This is a genomic window from Ramlibacter tataouinensis, from assembly GCF_001580455.1.
GTDB classification, from domain to species: domain Bacteria; phylum Pseudomonadota; class Gammaproteobacteria; order Burkholderiales; family Burkholderiaceae_C; genus Ramlibacter; species Ramlibacter tataouinensis_B.
Genome location: NZ_CP010951.1, coordinates 2,020,019 through 2,040,146, shown reverse-complemented (window position 1 = coordinate 2,040,146; position 20,128 = coordinate 2,020,019). Strand labels below are relative to the sequence as shown.

General features: G+C 67.5%; 17 protein-coding genes. 13 read left to right on the top strand and 4 right to left on the bottom strand.

Features of this window, described 5'->3' with window-relative positions:
* Positions 1 to 20 precede the first annotated feature (20 nt).
* On the top strand, positions 21 to 686 hold the full coding sequence (locus UC35_RS09860; protein WP_061498694.1) for a glutathione S-transferase family protein: 666 nt from the start codon (positions 21 to 23) through the stop codon (positions 684 to 686).
* Between the two features lie 3 nt (positions 687 to 689).
* Here UC35_RS09860 and UC35_RS09855 read toward each other — a convergent pair whose 3' ends face one another.
* The 3 genes from UC35_RS09855 to UC35_RS09845 all read right to left on the bottom strand — a co-directional run bounded on the left by UC35_RS09855 (position 690) and on the right by UC35_RS09845 (position 3,521).
* A complete protein-coding gene (locus UC35_RS09855; RefSeq protein WP_061498691.1) occupies positions 690 to 2,165 on the bottom strand; it encodes a sensor histidine kinase in 1,476 nt (491 codons plus the stop codon).
* Between the two features lie 58 nt (positions 2,166 to 2,223).
* Positions 2,224 to 2,898 (bottom strand): response regulator transcription factor, encoded by a 675-nt coding sequence (locus UC35_RS09850; RefSeq protein ID WP_061498687.1) that lies wholly within the window; start codon positions 2,896 to 2,898, stop codon positions 2,224 to 2,226.
* 122 nt (positions 2,899 to 3,020) lie between these two features.
* Positions 3,021 to 3,521 (bottom strand): MarR family winged helix-turn-helix transcriptional regulator, encoded by a 501-nt coding sequence (locus UC35_RS09845; protein ID WP_061498684.1) that lies wholly within the window; start codon positions 3,519 to 3,521, stop codon positions 3,021 to 3,023.
* 144 nt (positions 3,522 to 3,665) lie between these two features.
* On the opposite strand from UC35_RS09845, the gene recA reads away from it, so the two are divergent.
* From recA to UC35_RS09830, 3 genes are all read left to right on the top strand, one after another.
* A complete protein-coding gene (gene recA / locus UC35_RS09840; RefSeq protein WP_061498681.1) occupies positions 3,666 to 4,730 on the top strand; it encodes a recombinase RecA in 1,065 nt (354 codons plus the stop codon).
* A 5-nt stretch (positions 4,731 to 4,735) separates the two neighbouring features.
* Entirely contained in the window at positions 4,736 to 5,188 is a 453-nt protein-coding gene (gene recX, locus UC35_RS09835) for a recombination regulator RecX (RefSeq protein ID WP_061503772.1), read from the top strand.
* Positions 5,189 to 5,264: 76 nt separating this feature from the next.
* Positions 5,265 to 6,062 (top strand): alpha/beta fold hydrolase, encoded by a 798-nt coding sequence (locus tag UC35_RS09830; protein WP_227820515.1) that lies wholly within the window; start codon positions 5,265 to 5,267, stop codon positions 6,060 to 6,062.
* On the opposite strand, the gene argC is transcribed toward UC35_RS09830, so the two are convergent.
* Positions 6,063 to 6,983: an N-acetyl-gamma-glutamyl-phosphate reductase gene (gene argC / locus UC35_RS09825; RefSeq protein ID WP_061498676.1), complete on the bottom strand. Its 921-nt coding sequence runs from the start codon at positions 6,981 to 6,983 to the stop codon at positions 6,063 to 6,065.
* A gap of 163 nt (positions 6,984 to 7,146) precedes the next feature.
* Here argC and sucC point away from each other — a divergent pair, with 163 nt between their 5' ends.
* The 9 genes from sucC (at position 7,147) to UC35_RS09780 (ending at position 20,049) form a co-directional block, all read left to right on the top strand.
* Complete coding sequence (gene sucC, locus UC35_RS09820; protein ID WP_061498674.1) at positions 7,147 to 8,313, top strand: ADP-forming succinate--CoA ligase subunit beta; 1,167 nt, start codon at positions 7,147 to 7,149, stop codon at positions 8,311 to 8,313.
* 9 nt (positions 8,314 to 8,322) lie between these two features.
* Positions 8,323 to 9,216, top strand: coding sequence for a succinate--CoA ligase subunit alpha (gene sucD / locus UC35_RS09815; protein WP_061498671.1), 894 nt, complete (start codon positions 8,323 to 8,325; stop codon positions 9,214 to 9,216).
* Between the two features lie 128 nt (positions 9,217 to 9,344).
* On the top strand, positions 9,345 to 10,031 hold the full coding sequence (locus tag UC35_RS09810) for a TerC family protein (RefSeq protein ID WP_061498668.1): 687 nt from the start codon (positions 9,345 to 9,347) through the stop codon (positions 10,029 to 10,031).
* 264 nt (positions 10,032 to 10,295) lie between these two features.
* A complete protein-coding gene (locus UC35_RS09805; RefSeq protein WP_227820514.1) occupies positions 10,296 to 12,983 on the top strand; it encodes a CHASE2 domain-containing serine/threonine-protein kinase in 2,688 nt (895 codons plus the stop codon).
* A gap of 11 nt (positions 12,984 to 12,994) precedes the next feature.
* The gene (locus tag UC35_RS09800; protein ID WP_061498665.1) at positions 12,995 to 13,780 is read left to right on the top strand and encodes a Stp1/IreP family PP2C-type Ser/Thr phosphatase; all 786 of its coding nucleotides are present in this window, start codon (positions 12,995 to 12,997) and stop codon (positions 13,778 to 13,780) included.
* A 50-nt stretch (positions 13,781 to 13,830) separates the two neighbouring features.
* Positions 13,831 to 14,502, top strand: coding sequence for an FHA domain-containing protein (locus UC35_RS09795; RefSeq protein ID WP_061498662.1), 672 nt, complete (start codon positions 13,831 to 13,833; stop codon positions 14,500 to 14,502).
* A gap of 53 nt (positions 14,503 to 14,555) precedes the next feature.
* A complete protein-coding gene (locus tag UC35_RS09790) occupies positions 14,556 to 16,802 on the top strand; it encodes a CHASE2 domain-containing protein (RefSeq protein WP_061498659.1) in 2,247 nt (748 codons plus the stop codon).
* A 28-nt stretch (positions 16,803 to 16,830) separates the two neighbouring features.
* The gene (locus UC35_RS09785; protein WP_061498656.1) at positions 16,831 to 17,622 is read left to right on the top strand and encodes an MBL fold metallo-hydrolase; all 792 of its coding nucleotides are present in this window, start codon (positions 16,831 to 16,833) and stop codon (positions 17,620 to 17,622) included.
* A gap of 15 nt (positions 17,623 to 17,637) precedes the next feature.
* Positions 17,638 to 20,049: a GspE/PulE family protein gene (locus UC35_RS09780; RefSeq protein ID WP_061498653.1), complete on the top strand. Its 2,412-nt coding sequence runs from the start codon at positions 17,638 to 17,640 to the stop codon at positions 20,047 to 20,049.
* Positions 20,050 to 20,128 lie beyond the last annotated feature (79 nt).

Below are 20,128 nucleotides of genomic sequence, written 5' to 3'. Positions count from 1 at the left end.
GACTCGCCATTGAGCAGACGATGACCCTCAAGCTCTATTTCGGCCCCGGCGCCTGCTCGTTCGTGCCGCACACCATGCTGGAAGCCGCGGGCGCGCCCTTCGAAGCCGTGCTGGTCAAGCTGCACAAGCAGGAAAACCTGGGCCCCGAATACCGCACGCTCAACCCGCGCGGCCAGGTGCCGGTGCTGGTGGACGGCGACGAGGTGATCACGCAGATCCTGGCGATCGTCAGCTACCTGGACGACAAGTTCCCGCAGTGCAACTTCCTGCCGCGCGCAGCGCTGGCCCGCACGCGCGCGCTCGAGACGCTGGCCTGGATGAACAACACCGTGCATCCGACCTTCACGCACGTGTTCATGCCTTACCGCTTCAGCGACGACGCGGCGGCGCAGGCCGCCATCAAGCGCTACAACGCGGCGCTGTACCGGCCGATGCTGGAAGAGATCGAGGCGATGGCGCAGCAGGCGGCGCAGCAAGGCCGCGCCTTCCTGGGCGGCGCCAACTTCGGCCCCATCGACGCCTACGCGCTCACCCTGCTGCGCTGGGGCGGCTTCGCCGGCCACGACCCGGCCGGCTTTCCCGCGCTGTGGGCGCATGTGCAGCGCCTGGCCGAGCTGCCGCCGGTGGCGCGGGCGATGGCGCGCGAGCGCCTGCAGCTGAACGTCTACCAGCCGCCGGCGGCCTGACTCCTAGGACGCCGCCTGGGCCGTCGCTGCAGCGGGCGCGGCGTTGCGCTCGCTCAGGAGAAAGCGCACGGTCACGCGGGTGCCGGGCGGCAGCTGGCCCGGACGGGCGTCATCCAGCACGATCTCGGCGCCGTGCTGGCGGGCGATCTCCAGCACGATCGGCAGCCCGAGCCCGGAGCCGTCGACGTTGGTGCCCAGCGTGCGGTAGAAGGGCTGGAACACCAGTTCGCGTTCGGCCGGCGAGATGCCCGGCCCCGAATCCTCCACCTGCAGCACCAGCGCCCCGCCGAAGGGGTCGGCGAACACGCGGGCCGTGACCACGCCCGGGTTGTCGGCGCTGGAAGGCGTGTAGTTGATGGCGTTGTCCACCAGGTTGGCCACCAGCTCCTTGAGCAGGGTGGGGTTGCCCTGCAGGCGCGCGCCGCCGCCGGGCGTCGGCCCGTCGTAGCCCAGGTCGATGTGACGCGCGAGCGCGCGCTGCAGTGAGTCCTGCACGGCGTCGGTCACGATGCGCGCCAGGTCGCAGGGCTGGAACGCGATCGCCTGGCCGCTGCTTTCGGCGCGTGCCAGCGCCAGCAGTTGGTTCACGGTGTGGGTGGCGCGCATGCTGGAGCGGCCGATCTGCTTGAGCGACAGCTTGAGTTCTTCGGCGTTGGAAGCTTCGCGCTGCGCCAGGTCGGCCTGCATGCGCAGCCCGGCCAGCGGCGTCTTGAGCTGGTGCGCGGCGTCGGCCAGGAAGCGCTTTTGCGTCGCGATCGAATCCTTCAGCCGCGTCAGCAGGTCGTTCACCGAGGACACCAGCGGCGCCACTTCCAGCGGCACCGCCTTGTCGTCCAGCGGGCTGAGGTCGTCGGGCTTGCGCGCGCGGATGCGCTCTTCCAGCTGCGACAGCGGCTTGATGCCGCGCACCAGGGCCAGCCACACCAGCAGCACCGCCAGCGGCAGGATCACGAACTGCGGCAGCATCACGCCCTTGATGATCTCGGTGGCCAGCACCGAGCGCTTCTCGCGCGTTTCCGCCACCTGCACCAGCGAGGGCTGCGGCCCGGCCCCCTCGGGCTTGACCCAGATGTAGGCCACACGCACGTCCAGGCCCCGCATCTCGTCGTTGCGCAGGTGCACCTCGCCCGGCTGCGACGTCTCCTCGTCGGGCGGGCGCGGGAAGTCGCGCTCGCCCGAGAGGAATTCGCCGCGCGGCCCCAGCACCTGGTAGTACACGAGGTCGGAGTCGTCGGCGCGCAGCAGCTCGCGCGCCGGCTGTGGCAGGTTGAAGACCACGCGCTGGTTCTGCACCGTCACCAGCTGCGCCAGCGTCTGCACGTTGTACTCGAGCGCGCGGTCGAAAGGCTTGCCGGCGATGCTCTGCGCCACCAGCCAGGTCAGCGCCAGGCTCACCGGCCACAGCAGCAGCAGCGGCGTCAGCATCCAGTCGAGGATCTCGCCGAAGAGTGACCGCTGCTCGCGCTGGAAGATCTTCATGTCGAATGACTGGCTCGAGGTGTCATCCGCGCGCGGCGCCAGGGCCCCGTGGCCCCGGTCATTGCTGGATCTTCTCCAGGCAGTAGCCCAGGCCGCGCACGGTGGCGATGCGGATCGGCCCCTTCTCGATCTTCTTGCGCAGGCGGTGGATGTACACCTCGATCGCGTTGTTGCTCACTTCCTCGCCCCACTCGCACAGCCGTTCCACCAGCTGGTCCTTGCTCACCAGCCGGCCGGCCCGCTGCAGCAGCACCTCCAGCAGGCCGAGTTCGCGCGCCGACAGCTCCACCATCTTGCCGTCTATGGTGGCCACCCGGCCGGCCTGGTCGTACACCAGCGGCCCGTGCTTGATCGTGCTGCTGGCGCCGCCCATGCCGCGGCGCGTCAGCGCGCGCACCCGCGCTTCCAGTTCCTGCAGGCTGAAGGGCTTGGCCATGTAGTCGTCGGCGCCGTAGTCCAGGCCCTTGACCCGCTCCTCGACGGCGTCGGCGGCGGTGAGGATCAGCACCGGCATGGTGGCGCCGCGGCCGCGCAGCTTCTTGAGCACCTCCAGGCCGTGCATCTTGGGCAGTCCGAGGTCGAGGATCAGCAGGTCGAACTCGTTGTTGGTCATGAGCGCGGCGTCGGCTTCGGTGCCGCTGGCCACATGGTCCACGGCGGCGCCGGAGGCGCGCAGCGAGCGCAGCAGGCCGTCCGCAAGCACCTGGTCGTCTTCGGCAATCAGTATGCGCATGGCTGTTGTCTCCTCGTTGTGAATTCATTGTAGGCGTCGGCTCTGCGCATGAGCCGAACGGCCGCTCCGAAGGCTCACGGCACCGCAGCCCGCAAGGGCGGAGGTTGTCGAAATGAGCCGGCTCAGCGTGTCGCCGCACCCGCGCCCCACGCGCCGGCATAGGCCTCCAGGCCGATGGCCACCACGGTCGCCACCTCCGCGCCCACCTCCTGCCGGAACTCCGCCTCGGCCTGCGCCACCGCGTCCCTGAAGGCCTGCAGCCAGGCCAGCCCGGTGGGCGTGAAGCGCACGATGCGGCCGCGGGCATCGGCCGGGTCCTGCTCGCGCCGCACCAGGCCCCAGGCCTCGCACTGGTCGACCAGGTCGCCCATGGCCTGCTTGCTCATGCCGGCGCGCTGCGCCAGGTCGGTCAGGCGCGAGCCTTCCAGCGCCACATGGCGGGTGATGTGCACGTGCGCGGCGCTCACCTGGGCGCGTGCCGCCAGGTTGGACAGCGCCAGCGGCACTTCGACGTTGTCCGCCATCAGCGCCAGCACCCGCTCGTCGAAGCGTCGCATGGCGTGGCCGAGCAGGCGGCCCAGGTGGGTCAGCCGCCAGCTGTCGTCGGCGTTCGCAGGGGTCATCCGCAGATGGTAAGGCAAACTGACCAAAAATCTTGTTTACTTCCGGCGACCCCGGCCGTTAGAGTGCTGGTCAAGCATCCAGCCTGTAGAAAAAGCCACTGGATGAGACACCAACTTCAACCGGATCAAAAGGAGAAATCGCCGATGGATGCTCAAGTCAAGGGAAGCCGCATCGCCGCCGCCGACAGCGAAAAAGCCAAGGCCCTGCAGGCCGCGCTGGCGCAGATCGAGAAGCAGTTCGGCAAGGGCACGATCATGCGCCTGGGCGAAGGCGAGAAGATCGAGGACATCCAGGTGGTCTCCACCGGCTCGCTCGGGCTGGACATCGCCCTCGGCGTGGGCGGCCTGCCGCGCGGCCGGGTGATCGAGATCTACGGGCCGGAATCCTCGGGCAAGACCACGCTGACGCTGCAGGTCATCGCCGAGATGCAGCGCCAGGCCGGCACCTGCGCTTTTGTCGATGCCGAGCACGCGCTGGACGTGCAGTACGCGCAAAAGCTCGGCGTGAACCTGCCCGACCTGCTGATCTCGCAGCCCGACACCGGCGAGCAGGCGCTGGAGATCGTCGACAGCCTGGTGCGCTCCGGCGCGGTGGACCTGATCGTGGTCGACTCGGTCGCCGCGCTCACCCCCAAGGCCGAGATCGAAGGCGAGATGGGCGACTCGCTGCCCGGCCTGCAGGCGCGCCTGATGAGCCAGGCGCTGCGCAAGCTCACCGCCACGATCAAGAAGACCAACTGCATGGTCATCTTCATCAACCAGATCCGCATGAAGATCGGCGTGATGTTCGGCAGCCCCGAGACCACCACCGGCGGCAACGCGCTGAAGTTCTACGCTTCGGTGCGGCTGGACATCCGCCGCACCGGCACCATCAAGAAGGGCGAGGAAGCCATCGGCAACGAGACCAAGGTCAAGGTGGTGAAGAACAAGGTCTCGCCTCCCTTCAAGACCGCGGAGTTCGACATCCTGTTCGGCGAGGGCATCAGCCGCCACGGCGAAATCATCGACATGGGCGTCAACGCCCGCATCCTGGAGAAGTCCGGCGCCTGGTACGCCTACAACGGCGAGAAGATCGGCCAGGGCCGCGACAACGCCCGCGAGTTCCTGCGCGAGAACCCGGAACTGGCCAGGGAAATCGAGAACAAGGTGCGCGAGTCGCTGGGCATTCCGCTGCTGCCGGCCGACGCTGGCGAAGAAGCTGGCAAGTGAGGCTCGTGGCCCGGCAGCCGCTGTCCCTGAAGGGCCGAGCCCTGCAGCTGCTGAGCCAGCGCGAACACTCCCGGCCGGAACTGGAGCGCAAGCTCGCTGCCCACGAGCAGGAGCCCGGCCAGCTCGAGCGCACCCTGGACGAACTGCAGGCCCGGGGCTTCATCGACCACCAGCGCGTGGCCGAGTCGGTGGTGCATCGCCGCGCCGCCAAGCTCGGCGCGCTGCGCATCCGGCAGGAGCTGCTGGCCAAGGGGCTGGACGCCGACAGCGTCGCCGCCACGATGGCCGACCTGAAGGCGACCGAGCTGCAGCGCGCCCGCGAGGTCTGGCGCCGGAAGTTCGACGCGCCGGGCGCCGACGCCGCCGAACGGGCGCGCCAGGCGCGCTTCCTGGCCGCCCGCGGGTTCAGCGCCGACACCGTGCGCAAGGTGCTGGGCGGCGACCAGGACGAGGCCTGAACGGGGTCCGATCCCGGCTGGCCTGACTTCCTCTGCCGCGCTTGTCGCGCCCGCGGCGCGCACCCACAATGCGCGCGTGCAAGCCCCCATAGCCTTCTATCGCGAGCAGGGCACCGGCCCGGGGGTGGTGTGCCTGCACTCCAACGCCTCCAGTTCCAGCCAATGGCGCGGCCTGATGGAACTGCTGGCGCCGTCGTTCCGCGTGATCGCGGCCGACTCCTACGGTGCGGGCAAGAGCCCGGCCTGGCCTGTCGGTCGCACGCTGGTGCTGCGGGATGAAGTGGACCTGCTGGAGCCGGCATTCGCCGCGGCCGGCGACCCATTCGTGCTCGTCGGCCATTCGTACGGCGCCGGCATCGCGCTGCGCGCCGCGGTCACGCAGCCGCAGCGGGTGCGCGCGCTGGCGCTCTACGAGCCCACGCTGTTCGCCCTGGTGGATGCGCAGCGGCCGCCGCCGAACGACGCCGACGGCATCAAGGCGGCCGTGGCCCGCGCCGGGGAGGCGCTGGACCGCGGCGACGAGGACGCCGCCGCGCGGCACTTCATCGATTTCTGGATGGGCGAGGGCGCGTGGGCCGCCACGCCCGAGGCCCGCAAGCCGCCGATCGCGGCGGCGGTGCGCAATGTGCGCGGCTGGGCGCATGCGCTGGTGAACGAGCCGACGCCGCTGGCGCACCTTGCCGAACTGGACATCCCGGTGTTGCTCATGACCGGCTCGCGGTCGCCGGCTTCGGGGCCGGCCCCGGCGCGGCTGCTGCGCGGCGCGCTGCGCCGCTGCGAGTGGGTGGCGTTCGACGGCCTGGGCCACATGGGCCCGATCACGCATCCGGAGCCTGTCAACGGCGCGATCGCCGCCTTCCTCGCACGGCTCTGATCAGAGCCCCAGCATCAGCTGCAGGTTCTGCACCGCCGCGCCGCTGGCGCCCTTGCCCAGGTTGTCCAGCCGGGCGACCAGCACCGCCTGGCGCACGTCCTCGTTGCCGTAGACGCGCAGTTCCATCCTGTTGGTGTCGTTCAGCGTGGTGGCCTCGATGCGCCCGCCTTCGGTGGGTGCTTCCACCGTGACCCACTCGCTGCCGGCGTAGTGGCTGGCGAGCGCCTGCTGCAGGTCGGCCGCCTTCGGCCGGCCCGGCAGGTCGTCGAGGAACAGCGGCACTTCCACCAGCATGCCCTGGGCGTAGTTGCCGACCGAGGGAACGAAGATCGGCCGCCGCGTCAGCCCGGTGTACTTCAGGATCTCCGGCAGGTGCTTGTGCTTCATGCCCAGACCGTAGACCTCGAAGGGGCCGGCCTCGCCTTTTTCGTAGGCCTCGATCATGGAGCGGCCGCCACCGGTGTAGCCGCTGGTGGCCGGGATCACGAGCGGCAAGTCCTTGGGGATGAAGCCGGCGTCGACGAGCGGGCGGATCAGCGCGATCGCGCCGGTGGAATAGCAGCCCGGGTTGCTCACTCGCTTGGCCTTCGCCACCGCCTCGCGCTGGCCTGGGGCGAGCTCGGGAAAGCCGAACACCCAGCCCTCCGCGACCCGGTGCGCGGTCGACGCATCGATGATGCGCGGGGCCTTGCCGCGCTCGCGCTCGATCGCGTCGACCATGGCGGCCGACTCGCGCGCGGCGTCGTCGTGCAGGCAGAAGATCACCAGGTCGACCGCCGCCATGATGTCGAGCTTGGCGGCCGGGTCCTTGCGGCGCTCGGGCGCGATGCTCACCAGCTCGATCGCGGGCATTTTCTCCAGCCGTTCGCGTATCTGCAGGCCCGTGGTGCCGGCTTCGCCGTCGATGAAAACCCTAGGCATCGTTTGTCCTGTTGAAAACTGCTTTACCTCACTGTAAGGCAAAGATGGAAAATGCTGCGTTGCAGCATGATACATTGCTGCCTGTTTTCCGCCAACTTGGCGCCTGTAGCGCCGGCGTTTCGCGGGGGCACCCACCCTCCCAGCATTCTCGAGAGACACCTCAATGAAGATTCACGAGTACCAAGGCAAGGAAATCTTGCGGCAGTTCGGCGTGCCCGTCCCGCGCGGCATTCCGGCATTCACCGTTCAGGAGGCCGTCGAGGCGGCCCAGAAGCTCGGCGGTCCCATCTGGGTGGTGAAAGCCCAGATCCACGCGGGCGGCCGCGGCAAGGGCGGCGGCGTCAAGGTCGCCAAGAGCGTGGACGACGTCAAGCGCTTGGCCGGCGAAATCCTGGGCATGCAGCTCAAGACGCACCAGACCGGCCCCGAGGGGCAGAAGGTGCGGCGCCTGTACATCGAGGACGGCGCTGACATCCAGAAGGAATACTACGTGTCGGTGGTGACCGACCGCGCCACCCAGAAAGTGGCCTTCATCGCCTCCAGCGAAGGCGGCATGGACATCGAGGAAGTGGCGCACGCCACCCCCGAGAAGATCAAGAAGGTGTTCGTCGACCCGCTCGCCGGCCTGACCGACGCGCAGGCGAAGGAAATCGCCGACGGCATCGGCATCCCGGCCGGCTCGACGGCGCAGGCGGTGGACGTGTTCCAGAAGCTCTATCGCTGCTACATGGACACCGACGCCTCGCTGGTCGAGATCAACCCCCTGAACCGGGACGGCAAGGGCAACATCATCGCCCTGGACGCCAAGTTCAACTTCGACTCCAACGCCCTGTTCCGCCACCCCGAGGTCGTGGCGCTGCGCGACCTCGACGAGGAAGACCCGGCCGAGATCGAAGCCAGCAAGTTCGACCTGGCCTACATCAGCCTGGACGGCAACATCGGCTGCCTGGTCAATGGCGCCGGCCTGGCCATGGCCACCATGGACACCATCAAGCTGTTCGGCGCCGAGCCGGCCAACTTCCTCGACGTCGGCGGGGGCGCCACGCCCGAGAAGGTGACCGAGGCCTTCAAGATCATGCTGAAGAACAAGAAGGTCGAGGCCATCCTGGTCAACATCTTCGGCGGCATCATGAAGTGCGACACCATCGCCACCGGCGTCATCACCGCCTGCAAGGCCGTGAACCTGAACGTCCCGCTCGTCGTGCGCATGAAGGGCACGAACGAGGAACTGGGCAAGAAGATGCTGGCCGAGAGCGGCCTGCCGATCATCAGCGCGGACACGATGGCCGAGGCCGCGCAAAAAGTCGTCGCGGCGGTGAAGAAGGCTTAAGGAACGAACATGTCGATCTACATCAATAAGGACACCAAGGTCATCACCCAGGGCATCACGGGCAAGACCGGCCAGTTCCACACCGAGAAGTGCCAGGAATACGCGAACGGCAAGAACTGCTTCGTCGCCGGCGTCAACCCGAAGAAGGCTGGCGAGTCCATCTTCGACATCCCGATCTACGCGTCGGTGAAGGAAGCCGCCAAGCAGACGGGCGCCACCGTCTCCGTGATCTACGTGCCGCCGGCGGGCGCCGCGGCAGCCATCTGGGAAGCGGTGGAAGCCGACCTCGACCTGGCCATCTGCATCACCGAAGGCATCCCGGTCAAGGACATGCTCGAGGTGCGCAACAAGATGAAGCAGAAGGAGGCCAAGGGCGGCAAGAAGACCCTGCTGCTGGGCCCCAACTGCCCGGGCCTGATCACGCCCGAGGAAATCAAGATCGGCATCATGCCCGGCCACATCCACAAGAAGGGCCGCGTCGGCGTCGTGTCGCGCTCGGGCACGCTGACCTACGAAGCGGTGGCCCAGCTGAGCGAACTCGGCATCGGCCAGTCCAGCGCCGTGGGCATCGGCGGCGACCCGATCAACGGCCTGAAGCACATCGACGTGATGCAGGCCTTCAACGACGACCCGGACACCGACGCCGTCATCATGATCGGCGAGATCGGCGGTCCCGATGAGGCGGATGCCGCCCGCTGGTGCAAGGCCAACATGAAGAAGCCCATCGTCGGCTTCATCGCCGGCGTCACGGCGCCTCCGGGCAAGCGCATGGGCCACGCCGGCGCGCTGATCTCCGGCGGCGCCGACACGGCCGATGCCAAGCTGGCCATCATGGAAGAGTGCGGCTTCAAGGTCACCCGCAACCCGTCCGAGATGGGCAAGCTGCTGAAGGCGCTGCTGTAAGCACTATTACGAAGGGCGCGGAACCGCGCCTGCCGCTAAACTGCGGCCAGCACAAAAGGGAAAGCGCCCGGAACGCGAGGTTTTGGGCGCTTTTTCCATATTCATAACAGAGCTGGAGTCCACGCCGCATGGAAATGCTGCAAACGCCCGATTTTTGGATCGGGCTGCTCAAGATCATCTGGATCAACATCATCCTGTCCGGCGACAACGCCGTGGTGATCGCCATGGCGGCGCGCGCGCTGCCGCCGCACCAGCAGCGCCAGGCCATCCTCTGGGGTTCCGGCGCCGCCGTGGTGCTGCGCATCGTGCTCACGGTGGTGGCGGCCCAGCTGATGGCGCTGCCCTGGCTGCAGATCGTCGGCGGCCTGCTGCTGCTGTGGATCGGGGTGCAACTGCTGGGCGAGGAGGACGACGATGAGGAGGGCGATTCCAAGAGCTATGGTTCGCTCGGCGCCGCCGTGCGCACCATCCTGATCGCCGACCTGGTGATGAGCCTGGACAACGTGATCGCGGTGGCCGCCGCGGCGCAGGGCAGCACCACGCTGCTGATCATCGGCCTGGCGATCAGCATCCCGCTGGTGATCTTCGGCAGCACGCTGATGATCAAGCTGATGGAGCGCTTCCCCATCATCGTGGTGCTGGGCGCCGCCCTGATCGGCTGGGTCGGCGGCGAAACCATCGTCGCCGACGCCATCCTGAAGGACTATGCCGCGGCCAACGGCTGGCTGCACTATGCCGGCGCGGTGGCAGGCGCGCTGTTCGTGGTGGCGGTCGGCAAGGCGCTGCAAGCCCGCGCCCGCGCCCAGACCGCCTGAGCGCTCCGAGCCGCCCCAACAGCCCGACTCAGGCGGCTTGCCCAAGTGGCGCGCGCTGCGCGTTTGCAACGAAAGTTAGCGGTCGGTGACAAAGTCTCTTGTCCGCAACAAGCCCGTCTGTTAACTTCCACGGCCAGCCTGCGTCCCCTGACCGGTGTCGGGGCTGGCATGCGGCGGCGCCGCGACTGGGGCTGAACTGTGGGGGCGGCAGTGGGCAAATCTTCGTCGGCAAAGGGTCGCCGCTTCTGGCGGGCGGACTGGTTCGTGGGCACGATCGTCGTGGCCGCCGTCCTGACCCTCAACCAGAGCACCGACGCAATCAACACCCTCGAGCGCCGCTTTTACGACTTCGGCGTCACCAGCTCGGCGCGACAGCCCTCCGACAAGGTCGCCGTCATCACCATCGACGAGCAGAGCATTGCGAACATCGGCCGCTGGCCGTGGTCACGCGATGTCCATGCCCAGATGATCGACAAGCTGGTGCAGGGCAAGGCCAAGACGGTGGTGGAAACCGTCCTGTTCTTCGAGCCGCAGGTCGATCGCGGCCTCGTTTTCGTGCGCAAGCTGAAGGAGGCGCTCGGCCCTGCAGCCGACCCCGCGCAGAACGAAGGCGTGGCGAGGCTGTTGGAGGAAGCCGAGCAGACCCTCGATGCCGATGCCAAGCTCGCCGCCAGCATCTCGAAAGCAGGCAATGTGCTGCTGCCGGCGCTGTTCGACCTCAGCGAGCCGCAGGGCCGGCCTGACCAGCCGCTCCCCGCTGCCGTCGCCAGGAATGCCCTGCCGGACACAGGCAACTTCTCGGTCGCCGCCAGCCAAGGCCAATACCCGATCGAGCCCTTGGCCAAGGCTGCGGCGGGGGTGGGCCACCTGAACCAGCGCTACGACGGTGACGGCACCGTGCGCCGTGACCCGTTGCTGGTCAACTACTTTGGGCAGGCAGTGCCTTCGCTATCGCTGTTGGCTGTCGCGCACAGCCTGAACCTGCGGCCCACCGACATCAAGCTGAACCCGGGCGAGTCTGTGCAGCTGGGCAAGCTCAAGGTGCGCGCCGACGAGTCGAGCCTGATGCAGGCGCAGTTCTACGCGCTCAAGGACGGCAAGCTGCCCTATGCGCGTGATTCTTTCTATGACGTCCTGTCGGGCAAGATACCGCCGGAAAAGTACGCGGGAAAGATCGTGATCGTCGGCGCCACGGCCAATGGCCTCGGCCAGCTATTCCCGACTCCGGGCTACGCCGGCCTGTCCGCTGCCGACTACATCGCGCACGTGACCTCCAGCGTCCTGAGCGAGCACTTCATCGTCGAGCCCTCCTGGGCCGGCCTGGCCCGCGCGCTCGTGGTGGTCCTGATCGCCGCCTACCTGATCGCAGCCTTGCCGCGGCTCTCCGCAGCCTTGGGCGCGGGTTTGACGGCAACGGTATTCATCTTGCTGCTGGGCACCGAATACGGGATGCTGTCTTCCGCGGCGACCTCGCTGCCGTTGGTCATGCCTGCCACCCTGCTGGTCATCGGCCACCTGGCCCTGACCACCAAGCGCTTCCTCGTGACCGAGGCCGGCAAGCTCAAGTCCGACGAGGAGTCGGCCGAGACCAACCGCATGATGGGCCTGGCGCTGCAAGGCCAGGGCCAGCTGGACATGGCTTTCGACCGCTTTCGCCGGGTGCCCCTGGGCGACGAGCTGATGGCCAACCTGTACAACCTGGCGCTCGACTTCGAGCGCAAGCGCCAGTTCAACAAGGCGCAGGCCGTGTACGAGCACATGGCCGCCTACAACAAGGACTACAAGGACCTGCAGTCCAAGCTCAACCGGGCCAGGAACCTGTCCGAGACGGTGATCCTGGGCGGCGGTGGCGCCCATCCCGGCGGCACCCTGCTGCTGGACGGCGGCGCCGTCGAGAAACCCATGCTCGGGCGCTACCAGGTCGAGAAGGAGCTCGGCAAGGGCGCCATGGGCGTGGTCTACCTCGGCAAGGACCCGAAGATCGGCCGGGTGGTCGCCATCAAGACCATGGCCCTGTCGCAGGAGTTCGAGGGCGAGGAGCTGAACGATGCCCGCGAGCGTTTCTTCCGCGAGGCGGAAACCGCGGGCCGCCTGCAGCATCAGAACATCGTGACCATCTTCGACGCCGGCGAAGAGCACGACCTGGCGTACATCGCGATGGAGTTTCTCAAGGGCCGGGACCTGGTGGAGTACTGCAAGGACGGCCACCTGCTGCCCATCCCCAGGGTGGTGTCCATCGTCGCCCGCGTGGCCGAGGCGCTGGCCTATGCCCACCGGCAGAACGTGGTGCACCGCGACATCAAGCCGGCCAACATCATGTACGAGTTCGACTCCGACACGGTGAAGGTGACCGACTTCGGCATCGCGCGCATCACCGATTCGAGCAAGACCAAGACCGGCCTGGTGCTGGGCACGCCCAGCTTCATGTCGCCGGAGCAGATCGCCGGCAAGAAGGTGGATGGCCGCTCCGACCTGTATTCGCTGGGCGTGATGCTGTTCCAGATGCTGGCGGGTGTGCTGCCGTTCCGCGGCGACTCGATGGCCGAGCTGATGTACAAGATCGCCAACGAGGAGGCCCCGGACATCCGCGTCATCCGCCCGGAAGTCCCGCAGCGGCTGGCCGGCATCGTGGCGGCCGCGCTGGCCAAGCGGCCGGAGGCCCGCTTCCAGAGCGGCGACCAGTTGGCCGCCGACCTGCGCTCGGTGCTGGCGGAGCCGGCCGGCTCGCCGCTGGCGACCGCGGCGGCTCCGGTGCGCGGGGCCGCCACGCCGGCCGAGGCTGACCGGACGGTGCTGATGCCGCGGCCGACCGAGTTGCCGGCCCACGAGCCCACCGTGGTCGGCGCCCGCTATGATGCGATCGCGCCCATGGATGAGGTGGCCGGCGGCTTCGAGAAGACGGCCGTGGTCCGCAATCCGGGCGCAGACGAGAAAAACGACGCGCCGCGCTGACGCGCCTTTCCATGAATTACGAGTTCTGCATTCGCACCGACCCGGGGCTCTCGCGAGAGAACAACGAAGACTCGGTGACGCTCGACGAGCCGGTCCGGCTCGGCATCCTGGCCGACGGCATGGGCGGCTACAACGCCGGCGAGATCGCCAGCGGGATGGCGACCACCTTCATCAAGTCCGAGCTCGGGCGCTGGCTGGCGCAGGCCGGACGCAGCGCCAATTCCCGCGAAGTCCGCCGGGCGATGGAGATCTGCGTCGACAACGCCAACCGGTCGATCTTCAACGCCGCCAATTCCAACCCCCAGTACAGCGGCATGGGAACCACGCTGGTGCTGGGCGTGTTCCAGGACGACCGGCTGATGCTCGGCCACATCGGCGATTCGCGCTGCTACCGGCTGCGCGGCGCGCAGTTCACGCAGATCACCAAGGACCACTCGCTCCTGCAGGAGCAGATCGACGCCGGCCTGATCACGCTGGAGCAGGCGGCCACCTCCGCCAACAAGAATCTGGTGACGCGGGCGCTCGGGGTCGAGGACGCGGTGTTGCTGGAAGTCAACGAACACGTGGTGGAACCCGGGGATATCTACATCATGTGCTCGGATGGGCTGTCGGACATGGTGGATGATGGTGGCATTGCTGCCATCCTGGGCCAGGATGCGCCCCTGGAGCAGAAAGCGGCACTGCTGATCGACGCGGCCAATGCGAACGGGGGCCGGGACAACATCTCGGTGCTGCTGGCGCGGGTCAGCGAGGGGCCCAGGAGGCGCGGGCTGCTGTCGCGCCTGCTGGGGAAGTGAGTTGCCGGTAGTTTGCCGATAATGATGAGTTACACGAACAGGAGCTGGGCATGCCGAAAATGATCGTTTCGATCGACGGTGTTGTCATCAAGGAAGTGCAGTTGACCAAGGACCGGACCACGCTGGGCCGCCGTCCTTACAACGACATCGTCATCGACAACCTGGCGGTAAGCGGCGAGCACGCGGTCCTGCAGATGAGCGGCCAGGAGGTCTACCTCGAGGACCTCAACAGCACCAACGGGACCTACGTCAACGGCAAGGCGGTCAAGAAGCAGTTGCTGCAGAACAACGACACGGTCGAGATCGGCAAGTACAAGATCAAGTTCATCAGCGAGGCGGCCGGGCCCACCTTCGAGAAGACCATGATCCTCAAGGCCGGCGCGGTTCCGCCGCCGGTCGCCAAGCCCGCGACGGCCCCGGCGCCGGCCGGCGCCCCGACCCAGGCCGGCGAACTCGCCGCCCAGACCGCCAGCATCAAGGTGCTGTCCGGCGCCGCCGCCGGCCGCCAGGTGCCGCTGGTCAAGGTCGTCACCACCATCGGCAAGCCCGGCGTGGCCGTGGCGGCGATCACCAAGCGGCCGCACGGATTCGTCGTCGCGCACGTGGAAGGCAGCAACAAGCCCACGCTCAACGGCGCGGCGATCAGCGCCGATCCCGTCACCTTGAAGAACGGCGACATGCTGGAGCTGGCGGGCACGCAGATGCAGTTCGTGCAGGCCTGATCAGGCGCGCGCGGCGCGGGAGACGCCGCTTCACAACGAGGGGGTCGGGGCCGATGGGCTCGCTGTCCAGACACTGGCCGCGCATCGCGGTGACCTTGATTCCGCTGGTGTTCGCCCTGCTGCACGCGACCGGGGCGCTGCACCTGGGCGTGCTGCAGCGCCTGGACGACATCATCTACGACGCCCGGCTGCGCGCCACCATGCCGCGCACGCTCGATGAGCGGATCGTCATCGTCGACATCGACGAAAAAAGCCTGGACGAAATCGGCCACTGGCCCTGGGGGCGCAACCGGGTCGCCGAGATGGTCGACGAGCTGTTCGACCGGCAGCAGGCCTCGGTGCTGGGGTTCGACGTGGTCTTCGCCGAAGCCGACGAGAGCTCGGGCCTCAAGCGCCTGCGCCAGCTCGCGCAGGCCGAGCTGAAGGACCAGCCCGGCTTCGTCGAGCGCCTCAACCAGATGCAGGCCTCGCTCGACTACGACGCGCTGCTCGCCAAGTCGCTGCAGAAGCGGCCGGTGGTCCTGGGCTACTACTTCACCGGCGAGACCCAGGCCAAGGGCGTGCTGCCCGCCCCGGTGATGCGAAGGAGTGAGCTGCAGGGACGCCCGATCCGCTTCATCGGCTGGAGCGGCTACGGCGCCAACATCGAGCAGCTCGCGACACAGGCGCCCATGGCGGGCTTCTTCAACCCGGTGGTCGACAGCGACGGCGTGCTGCGGGCGATCCCGCTGCTTTCCGAATACAAGGGCGAGTACTACGAGGCGCTCTCGCTGGCCATGTACCGCCTGCTGGTCGGGCTGCCCGAGGTCGCGCCGGGCTTTCCGCGCGAGAAGTTCTTCGGCTCGCGCAGCTACGGCGGGCTGGAGAGCGTGCTGCTGCGGCATCCCAAGGGCACCGTCGCCATTCCGGTGGATGACAAGGTGAGCAGCCTGGTGCCGTTCCGCGGCGCCGGCGGCGTGAGCGGCGGCAGCTACCGCTACGTCTCGGCCGCCGACGTGATCGGCCGGCGCCTGCCGCCCGGCAGCCTGAAGGACAAGATCATCCTGGTGGGCACCACTGCCCAGGGCCTGCTCGACCTGCGGGCCACCCCGGTGGGCGAGGCCTACCCTGGCGTCGAAGCGCATGCCAACGTGATTTCCGGCCTGCTGGATGGCAAGGTGCTGTTCCGGCCCGACTACGCGGTGGGCTATGACGCGGTGGTGCTGCTGCTGGCCGGGCTCACGCTCGCCTTCACGCTGCCCCTGCTGTCGGCCACGCGGGCGGTGCTGGCGAGCGCAGCGGTGATCGCGGCGCTGGTCAGCCTGAACGTCTACCTGTACTCGGCCGAGGGACTGGTGCTGCCGCTGGCCGCGGCGCTGGTCATGTGCATCACCGCCTTCGCCCTCAATATGAGCTACGGCTATTTCGTCGAAAGCCGCAGCAAGCGCGAGCTCGCCAACCTGTTCGGCACCTACGTCCCGCCCGAGCTGGTCGACGAGATGGTGAAGGACCCGGAGGCGTACTCGATGAAGGCCGCCAACAAGGAACTCACGGTGATGTTCTGCGACATGCGCGGCTTCACCAAGATGTCCGAGAGGATGGAGCCGACCCAGCTGCAGGAGCTGCTCAACGCCGTCTTCAACCGCCTCACCGACATCATCAGTTCCAACCGCGGCACCATCGACAAGTACATGGGCGACTGCGTGATGGCATTCTGGGGCGCCCCGGTGGACATCCCCCACCACGCGCCACTGGCGGTGAAGGCCGCGATCGAGATGGCCGGCGCGGTGCGCCAGATCAACGAGGAGCACCGGGCCAAGGGCATCCCCGAGATCGGCATCGGCATCGGGCTGAACACCGGCACCATGTGCGTGGGCGACATGGGCTCGGAAAACCGGCGCGCCTATACGGTGATCGGCGATGCGGTCAATCTGGGCTCGCGGCTGGAGGGCCTGTCCAAGGCCTACGGCGTGGAGATCGTGGCCAGCGAGACCACGCGCAAGCAGGCGCCCGACTTCGCCTGGCAGGAGCTGGACCGGGTGCGGGTCAAGGGCAAGGAGCAGGCGGTGGCGATCTACCGGCCGCTGGCGCCGGCCGCCGGCCTCGAGCGGCCGCTGCTGGACGAACTCAAGGCCTGGGGCGCTTTCCTGCGGGCCTACCGCGCCCAGGACTGGGAGCAGAGCGACGTCCTGATGTTGAACCTGCAGCGCATGAACGCCAAAAAATACCTTTACGAGCTGTATTCGGAGCGTGTAGCCTCCATGCGCCTATTGCCATTCGACCCGGAATGGGATGGCGCCACGAACTTCGAAACAAAATGAGGACGGGGATGAGGATGAGGGTGAGCCGATGAAGGTGCGGGTGCTGGGCTGCTCCGGGGCTATTGCCAGGGACTGCCGGACGACGTCTTTCATGATCGACGGCGACCTGCTGGTGGATGCGGGCACGGGCGTGGGCGACCTTTCGTTGGAGGAGATGCGGGGCATCGGCCACGTGCTGCTGACGCATTCGCACCTGGACCACGTGGCGGCGCTGCCGCTGATGGTCGACGCGATCGCCTCCACGCTGACCCGGCCGATCCAGGTCCATGCGCTGGCCGGCACGATCGCGGCGCTCAAGGCCCACGTCTTCAACAACGTGATCTGGCCCGATTTCAGCCGCATCCCCACGCCGCAGGCGCCTTTCATCAGTTTCCACGAAGTCCGCCCGGGCGAGACGCTGGAGATCGCGGGCAAGCGCATCGAGGTGCTGCCGGCGGTGCACACGGTGCCGGCCTGCGGCTACGCCGTCAGCGCCGGCAAGGGCCACTGGATCTTCACCGGCGACACCGAGCGCAACCCGGCGTTCTGGCGCCGCGTCAATCGCATGGACGTGGCGGCCCTGGTGATCGAGACCGCCTTCTCCAACCGCGAGCGCGAGCTGGCGCGGCGCAGCCTGCACCTGTCGCCCAACGTGCTGGCCGAGGAACTCGACTGCATCGACAAGACCAAGCGCTTCCCCATCTACATCATGCACACCAAGCCGGCCGAGACCGAGCTGATCATGGCGGAGATCCAGAAGTTCGACCAGACGCAGCCCTTCGGCCCGAATGTCACGCACGACATCCGCTGGCTGCGGGCCGGCCAGGAGTTCGACCTATGAACGGAGGCTGACCCGATGAGTGCCGTGCTCAAGCCTGCGGACCGCGATTCGCAGGCTTTTTTCGATTCGCAGCAACTGCCGCCCGACAAGCGCGGCGTCACCTTCGAGGCGCTGTTCTTCCGCCAGCTGCAGGTGGTCACCACGCGCATCCACGAGACCGAGAACGTCGAGCAGATCATGCTCGAGTCCAGCCAGGACATCTGCCGGCTGTTCAACGCCGACCGGCTCACGCTGTACACCGTCAACGAGGACCGCAGCGCCATCGTGTCCAAGGTCAAGACCGGCCTGAACGCCAGCAAGGACCTGAAGCTGCCGATCAGCCCGCAAAGCCTGGCCGGCTACGCCGCCTTTTCCCGCCAGATGATCAACTTCGCCGATGTCTACGACGACGAGGCGCTGAAGAAGATCCACCCCAACCTGGCCTTCCTGAAGGAAGTCGACAAGCGCTCGGGCTACCGCACCAAGCAGATGATGGTGGTGCCGATCCTGGACGGCGACACGCTGCACGGCGTGCTGCAGGTGATCAACAACAAGAGCGACCAGCCCTTCGGCGATCTCGAGATCGAAGGCGCGACGCAGGTCTGCCACACGCTGGCGACCGCCATCCGCCAGCGCCTGCGGCGGGCCGAGGACAACCAGCGCCGGCGCGCCACCAAGTACGACGGCCTGGTGGCCGCGGGCGTGATCACGGCCGACGAACTGCAGCAGGCGATCCAGAAGGCGCGCGAGGAAGCGCAGCCGGTCGAGCACGTGCTGATGTCGGCGTATTCGATCCGGCCGGCCCAGATCGGGCCTTCGCTCGCCAAGTACTTCGGCGTGCCCTACGAGCCGTTCAATTCCGGGCGCCTGCGCGCCGACGCGCTGCACGGGCCGCTCAAGCGCGAGTTCATCACCGAGCAGGGCTGGATCCCGCTGGAGGAGTCGCCCGAGGGCCTGGTGATCATGTGCATGGACCCGGAAGCGGTGCGCGGCTCGCGCGTCGTGCCGCAGGTGTTTCCGCGCTTCTCGCGCTTCGCCTACCGGGTGACGACGCAGACCGAGTTCGAGGAAACGCTGGCGCAGATCTGGGGCGCCGAGGAGGCCGGCGCCTCGATCGACGAGTTGCTCGCCGACCTGAGCGTGCCGGCGGACGAGGACGGCAGCGATGACGGCGACGCCGTTTCCGCCGCGGCCGACAACGAGCTGGTCAAGTTCGTCAACAAGGTCATCGTCGACGCCTACGCCCAAAAGGCCTCGGACATCCACATCGAGCCGCTGCCGGGCAAGGCCAAGACCGGCATCCGCTTCCGCATCGACGGCAGCCTGCAGCCTTATATCGAGGTCCCCGCGCATTTCCGCCAGGCGCTGGTCACGCGCCTGAAGATCATGTGCGACTTGGACATCTCGGAAAAGCGCAAGCCCCAGGACGGCAAGATCAAGTTCAAGAAGTTCGGGCCGCTGGACATCGAGCTGCGGGTGGCCACCATCCCCTCGGCCGGCGGCGTCGAGGACGTGGTGATGCGTATCCTCGCCGCCGGTGAGCCGATCCCGCTCGAGAAGCTGGGACTGACGTCGGTGAACAAGGAGCGGCTGGAAAAGACGGTGAGCAAGCCGTACGGCCTGTTCTACGTGTGCGGGCCGACCGGCTCGGGCAAGACGACCACGCTGCACTCGGTGCTGAAGTTCCTCAACACGCCGGAAACCAAGATCTGGACCGCCGAGGATCCGGTGGAAATCACCCAGAAGGGGCTGCGCCAGGTCCAGATCAACAAGAAAGCGGGCATTGACTTCGCGCTGGTGATGCGGGCCTTCCTGCGGGCCGACCCCGACGTCATCATGGTGGGTGAGTCGCGCGACAAGGAAACCGTGTCCATGGGCGTGGAGGCCTCGCTCACCGGCCACCTGGTGTTTTCCACCCTGCACACCAATTCCGCGCCGGAGTCGATCACCCGCCTGCTGGACATGGGCATGGACCCGTTCAACTTTGCCGACGCCCTGCTCGGCATCCTGGCGCAGCGCCTGGCCAAGCGGCTGTGCGACTGCAAGGAGCACTACTTCCCCGAGCAGGACGAGATCAAGACCTTCATTGCCGAGTATGTGGAGGACCTGCGCCAGACTGCGGCCTGGAAGTCCGACTACGCCGGCGAAGCCAAGAAGCTGTATGAGGGCTGGGTCAAGGCCTACGGCGAGGGCGGGCGGCTGCGCCTGTATCGCGCCGTGGGTTGCGAGAAGTGCAGCAAGTCCGGCTACAAGGGCCGCCTGGGCCTGCACGAACTGCTGGTGGCCGACGACGACATCAAGAAATTGATCCAGGAGCGCGCCCGCGTGGCCGAAATCTTCGTGGCGGCGGTGGCCGGCGGCATGCGCACCCTCAAGATGGACGGCATGGAAAAGATCTTGATGGGCCTGACGGACCTGAAACAGGTTCGCTCGGTCTGTATCAAGTAAGACCGGCAAAACGACAAAAATGTCCGGTTTTGGCTCAGCAGTCGCCGTTTTTGACCGGTACACTCATCAGCAAGGTCCA

Excerpts from the sequence above, each read along its gene's own strand:
- argC (WP_061498676.1), bottom strand. The coding sequence starts at position 6,983 with ATGCCTAGGGTTTTCATCGACGGCGAAGCCGGCACCACGGGCCTGCAG.
- UC35_RS09800 (WP_061498665.1), top strand. The coding sequence starts at position 12,995 with ATGAATTACGAGTTCTGCATTCGCACCGACCCGGGGCTCTCGCGAGAG.
- UC35_RS09860 (WP_061498694.1), top strand. The coding sequence starts at position 21 with ATGACCCTCAAGCTCTATTTCGGCCCCGGCGCCTGCTCGTTCGTGCCG.
- UC35_RS09780 (WP_061498653.1), top strand. The coding sequence starts at position 17,638 with ATGAGTGCCGTGCTCAAGCCTGCGGACCGCGATTCGCAGGCTTTTTTC.
- sucC (WP_061498674.1), top strand. The coding sequence starts at position 7,147 with ATGAAGATTCACGAGTACCAAGGCAAGGAAATCTTGCGGCAGTTCGGC.
- UC35_RS09790 (WP_061498659.1), top strand. The coding sequence starts at position 14,556 with ATGGGCTCGCTGTCCAGACACTGGCCGCGCATCGCGGTGACCTTGATT.
- UC35_RS09810 (WP_061498668.1), top strand. The coding sequence starts at position 9,345 with ATGGAAATGCTGCAAACGCCCGATTTTTGGATCGGGCTGCTCAAGATC.
- recA (WP_061498681.1), top strand. The coding sequence starts at position 3,666 with ATGGATGCTCAAGTCAAGGGAAGCCGCATCGCCGCCGCCGACAGCGAA.
- sucD (WP_061498671.1), top strand. The coding sequence starts at position 8,323 with ATGTCGATCTACATCAATAAGGACACCAAGGTCATCACCCAGGGCATC.
- UC35_RS09845 (WP_061498684.1), bottom strand. The coding sequence starts at position 3,521 with ATGACCCCTGCGAACGCCGACGACAGCTGGCGGCTGACCCACCTGGGC.
- UC35_RS09795 (WP_061498662.1), top strand. The coding sequence starts at position 13,831 with ATGCCGAAAATGATCGTTTCGATCGACGGTGTTGTCATCAAGGAAGTG.
- UC35_RS09855 (WP_061498691.1), bottom strand. The coding sequence starts at position 2,165 with ATGAAGATCTTCCAGCGCGAGCAGCGGTCACTCTTCGGCGAGATCCTC.
- UC35_RS09850 (WP_061498687.1), bottom strand. The coding sequence starts at position 2,898 with ATGCGCATACTGATTGCCGAAGACGACCAGGTGCTTGCGGACGGCCTG.
- UC35_RS09785 (WP_061498656.1), top strand. The coding sequence starts at position 16,831 with ATGAAGGTGCGGGTGCTGGGCTGCTCCGGGGCTATTGCCAGGGACTGC.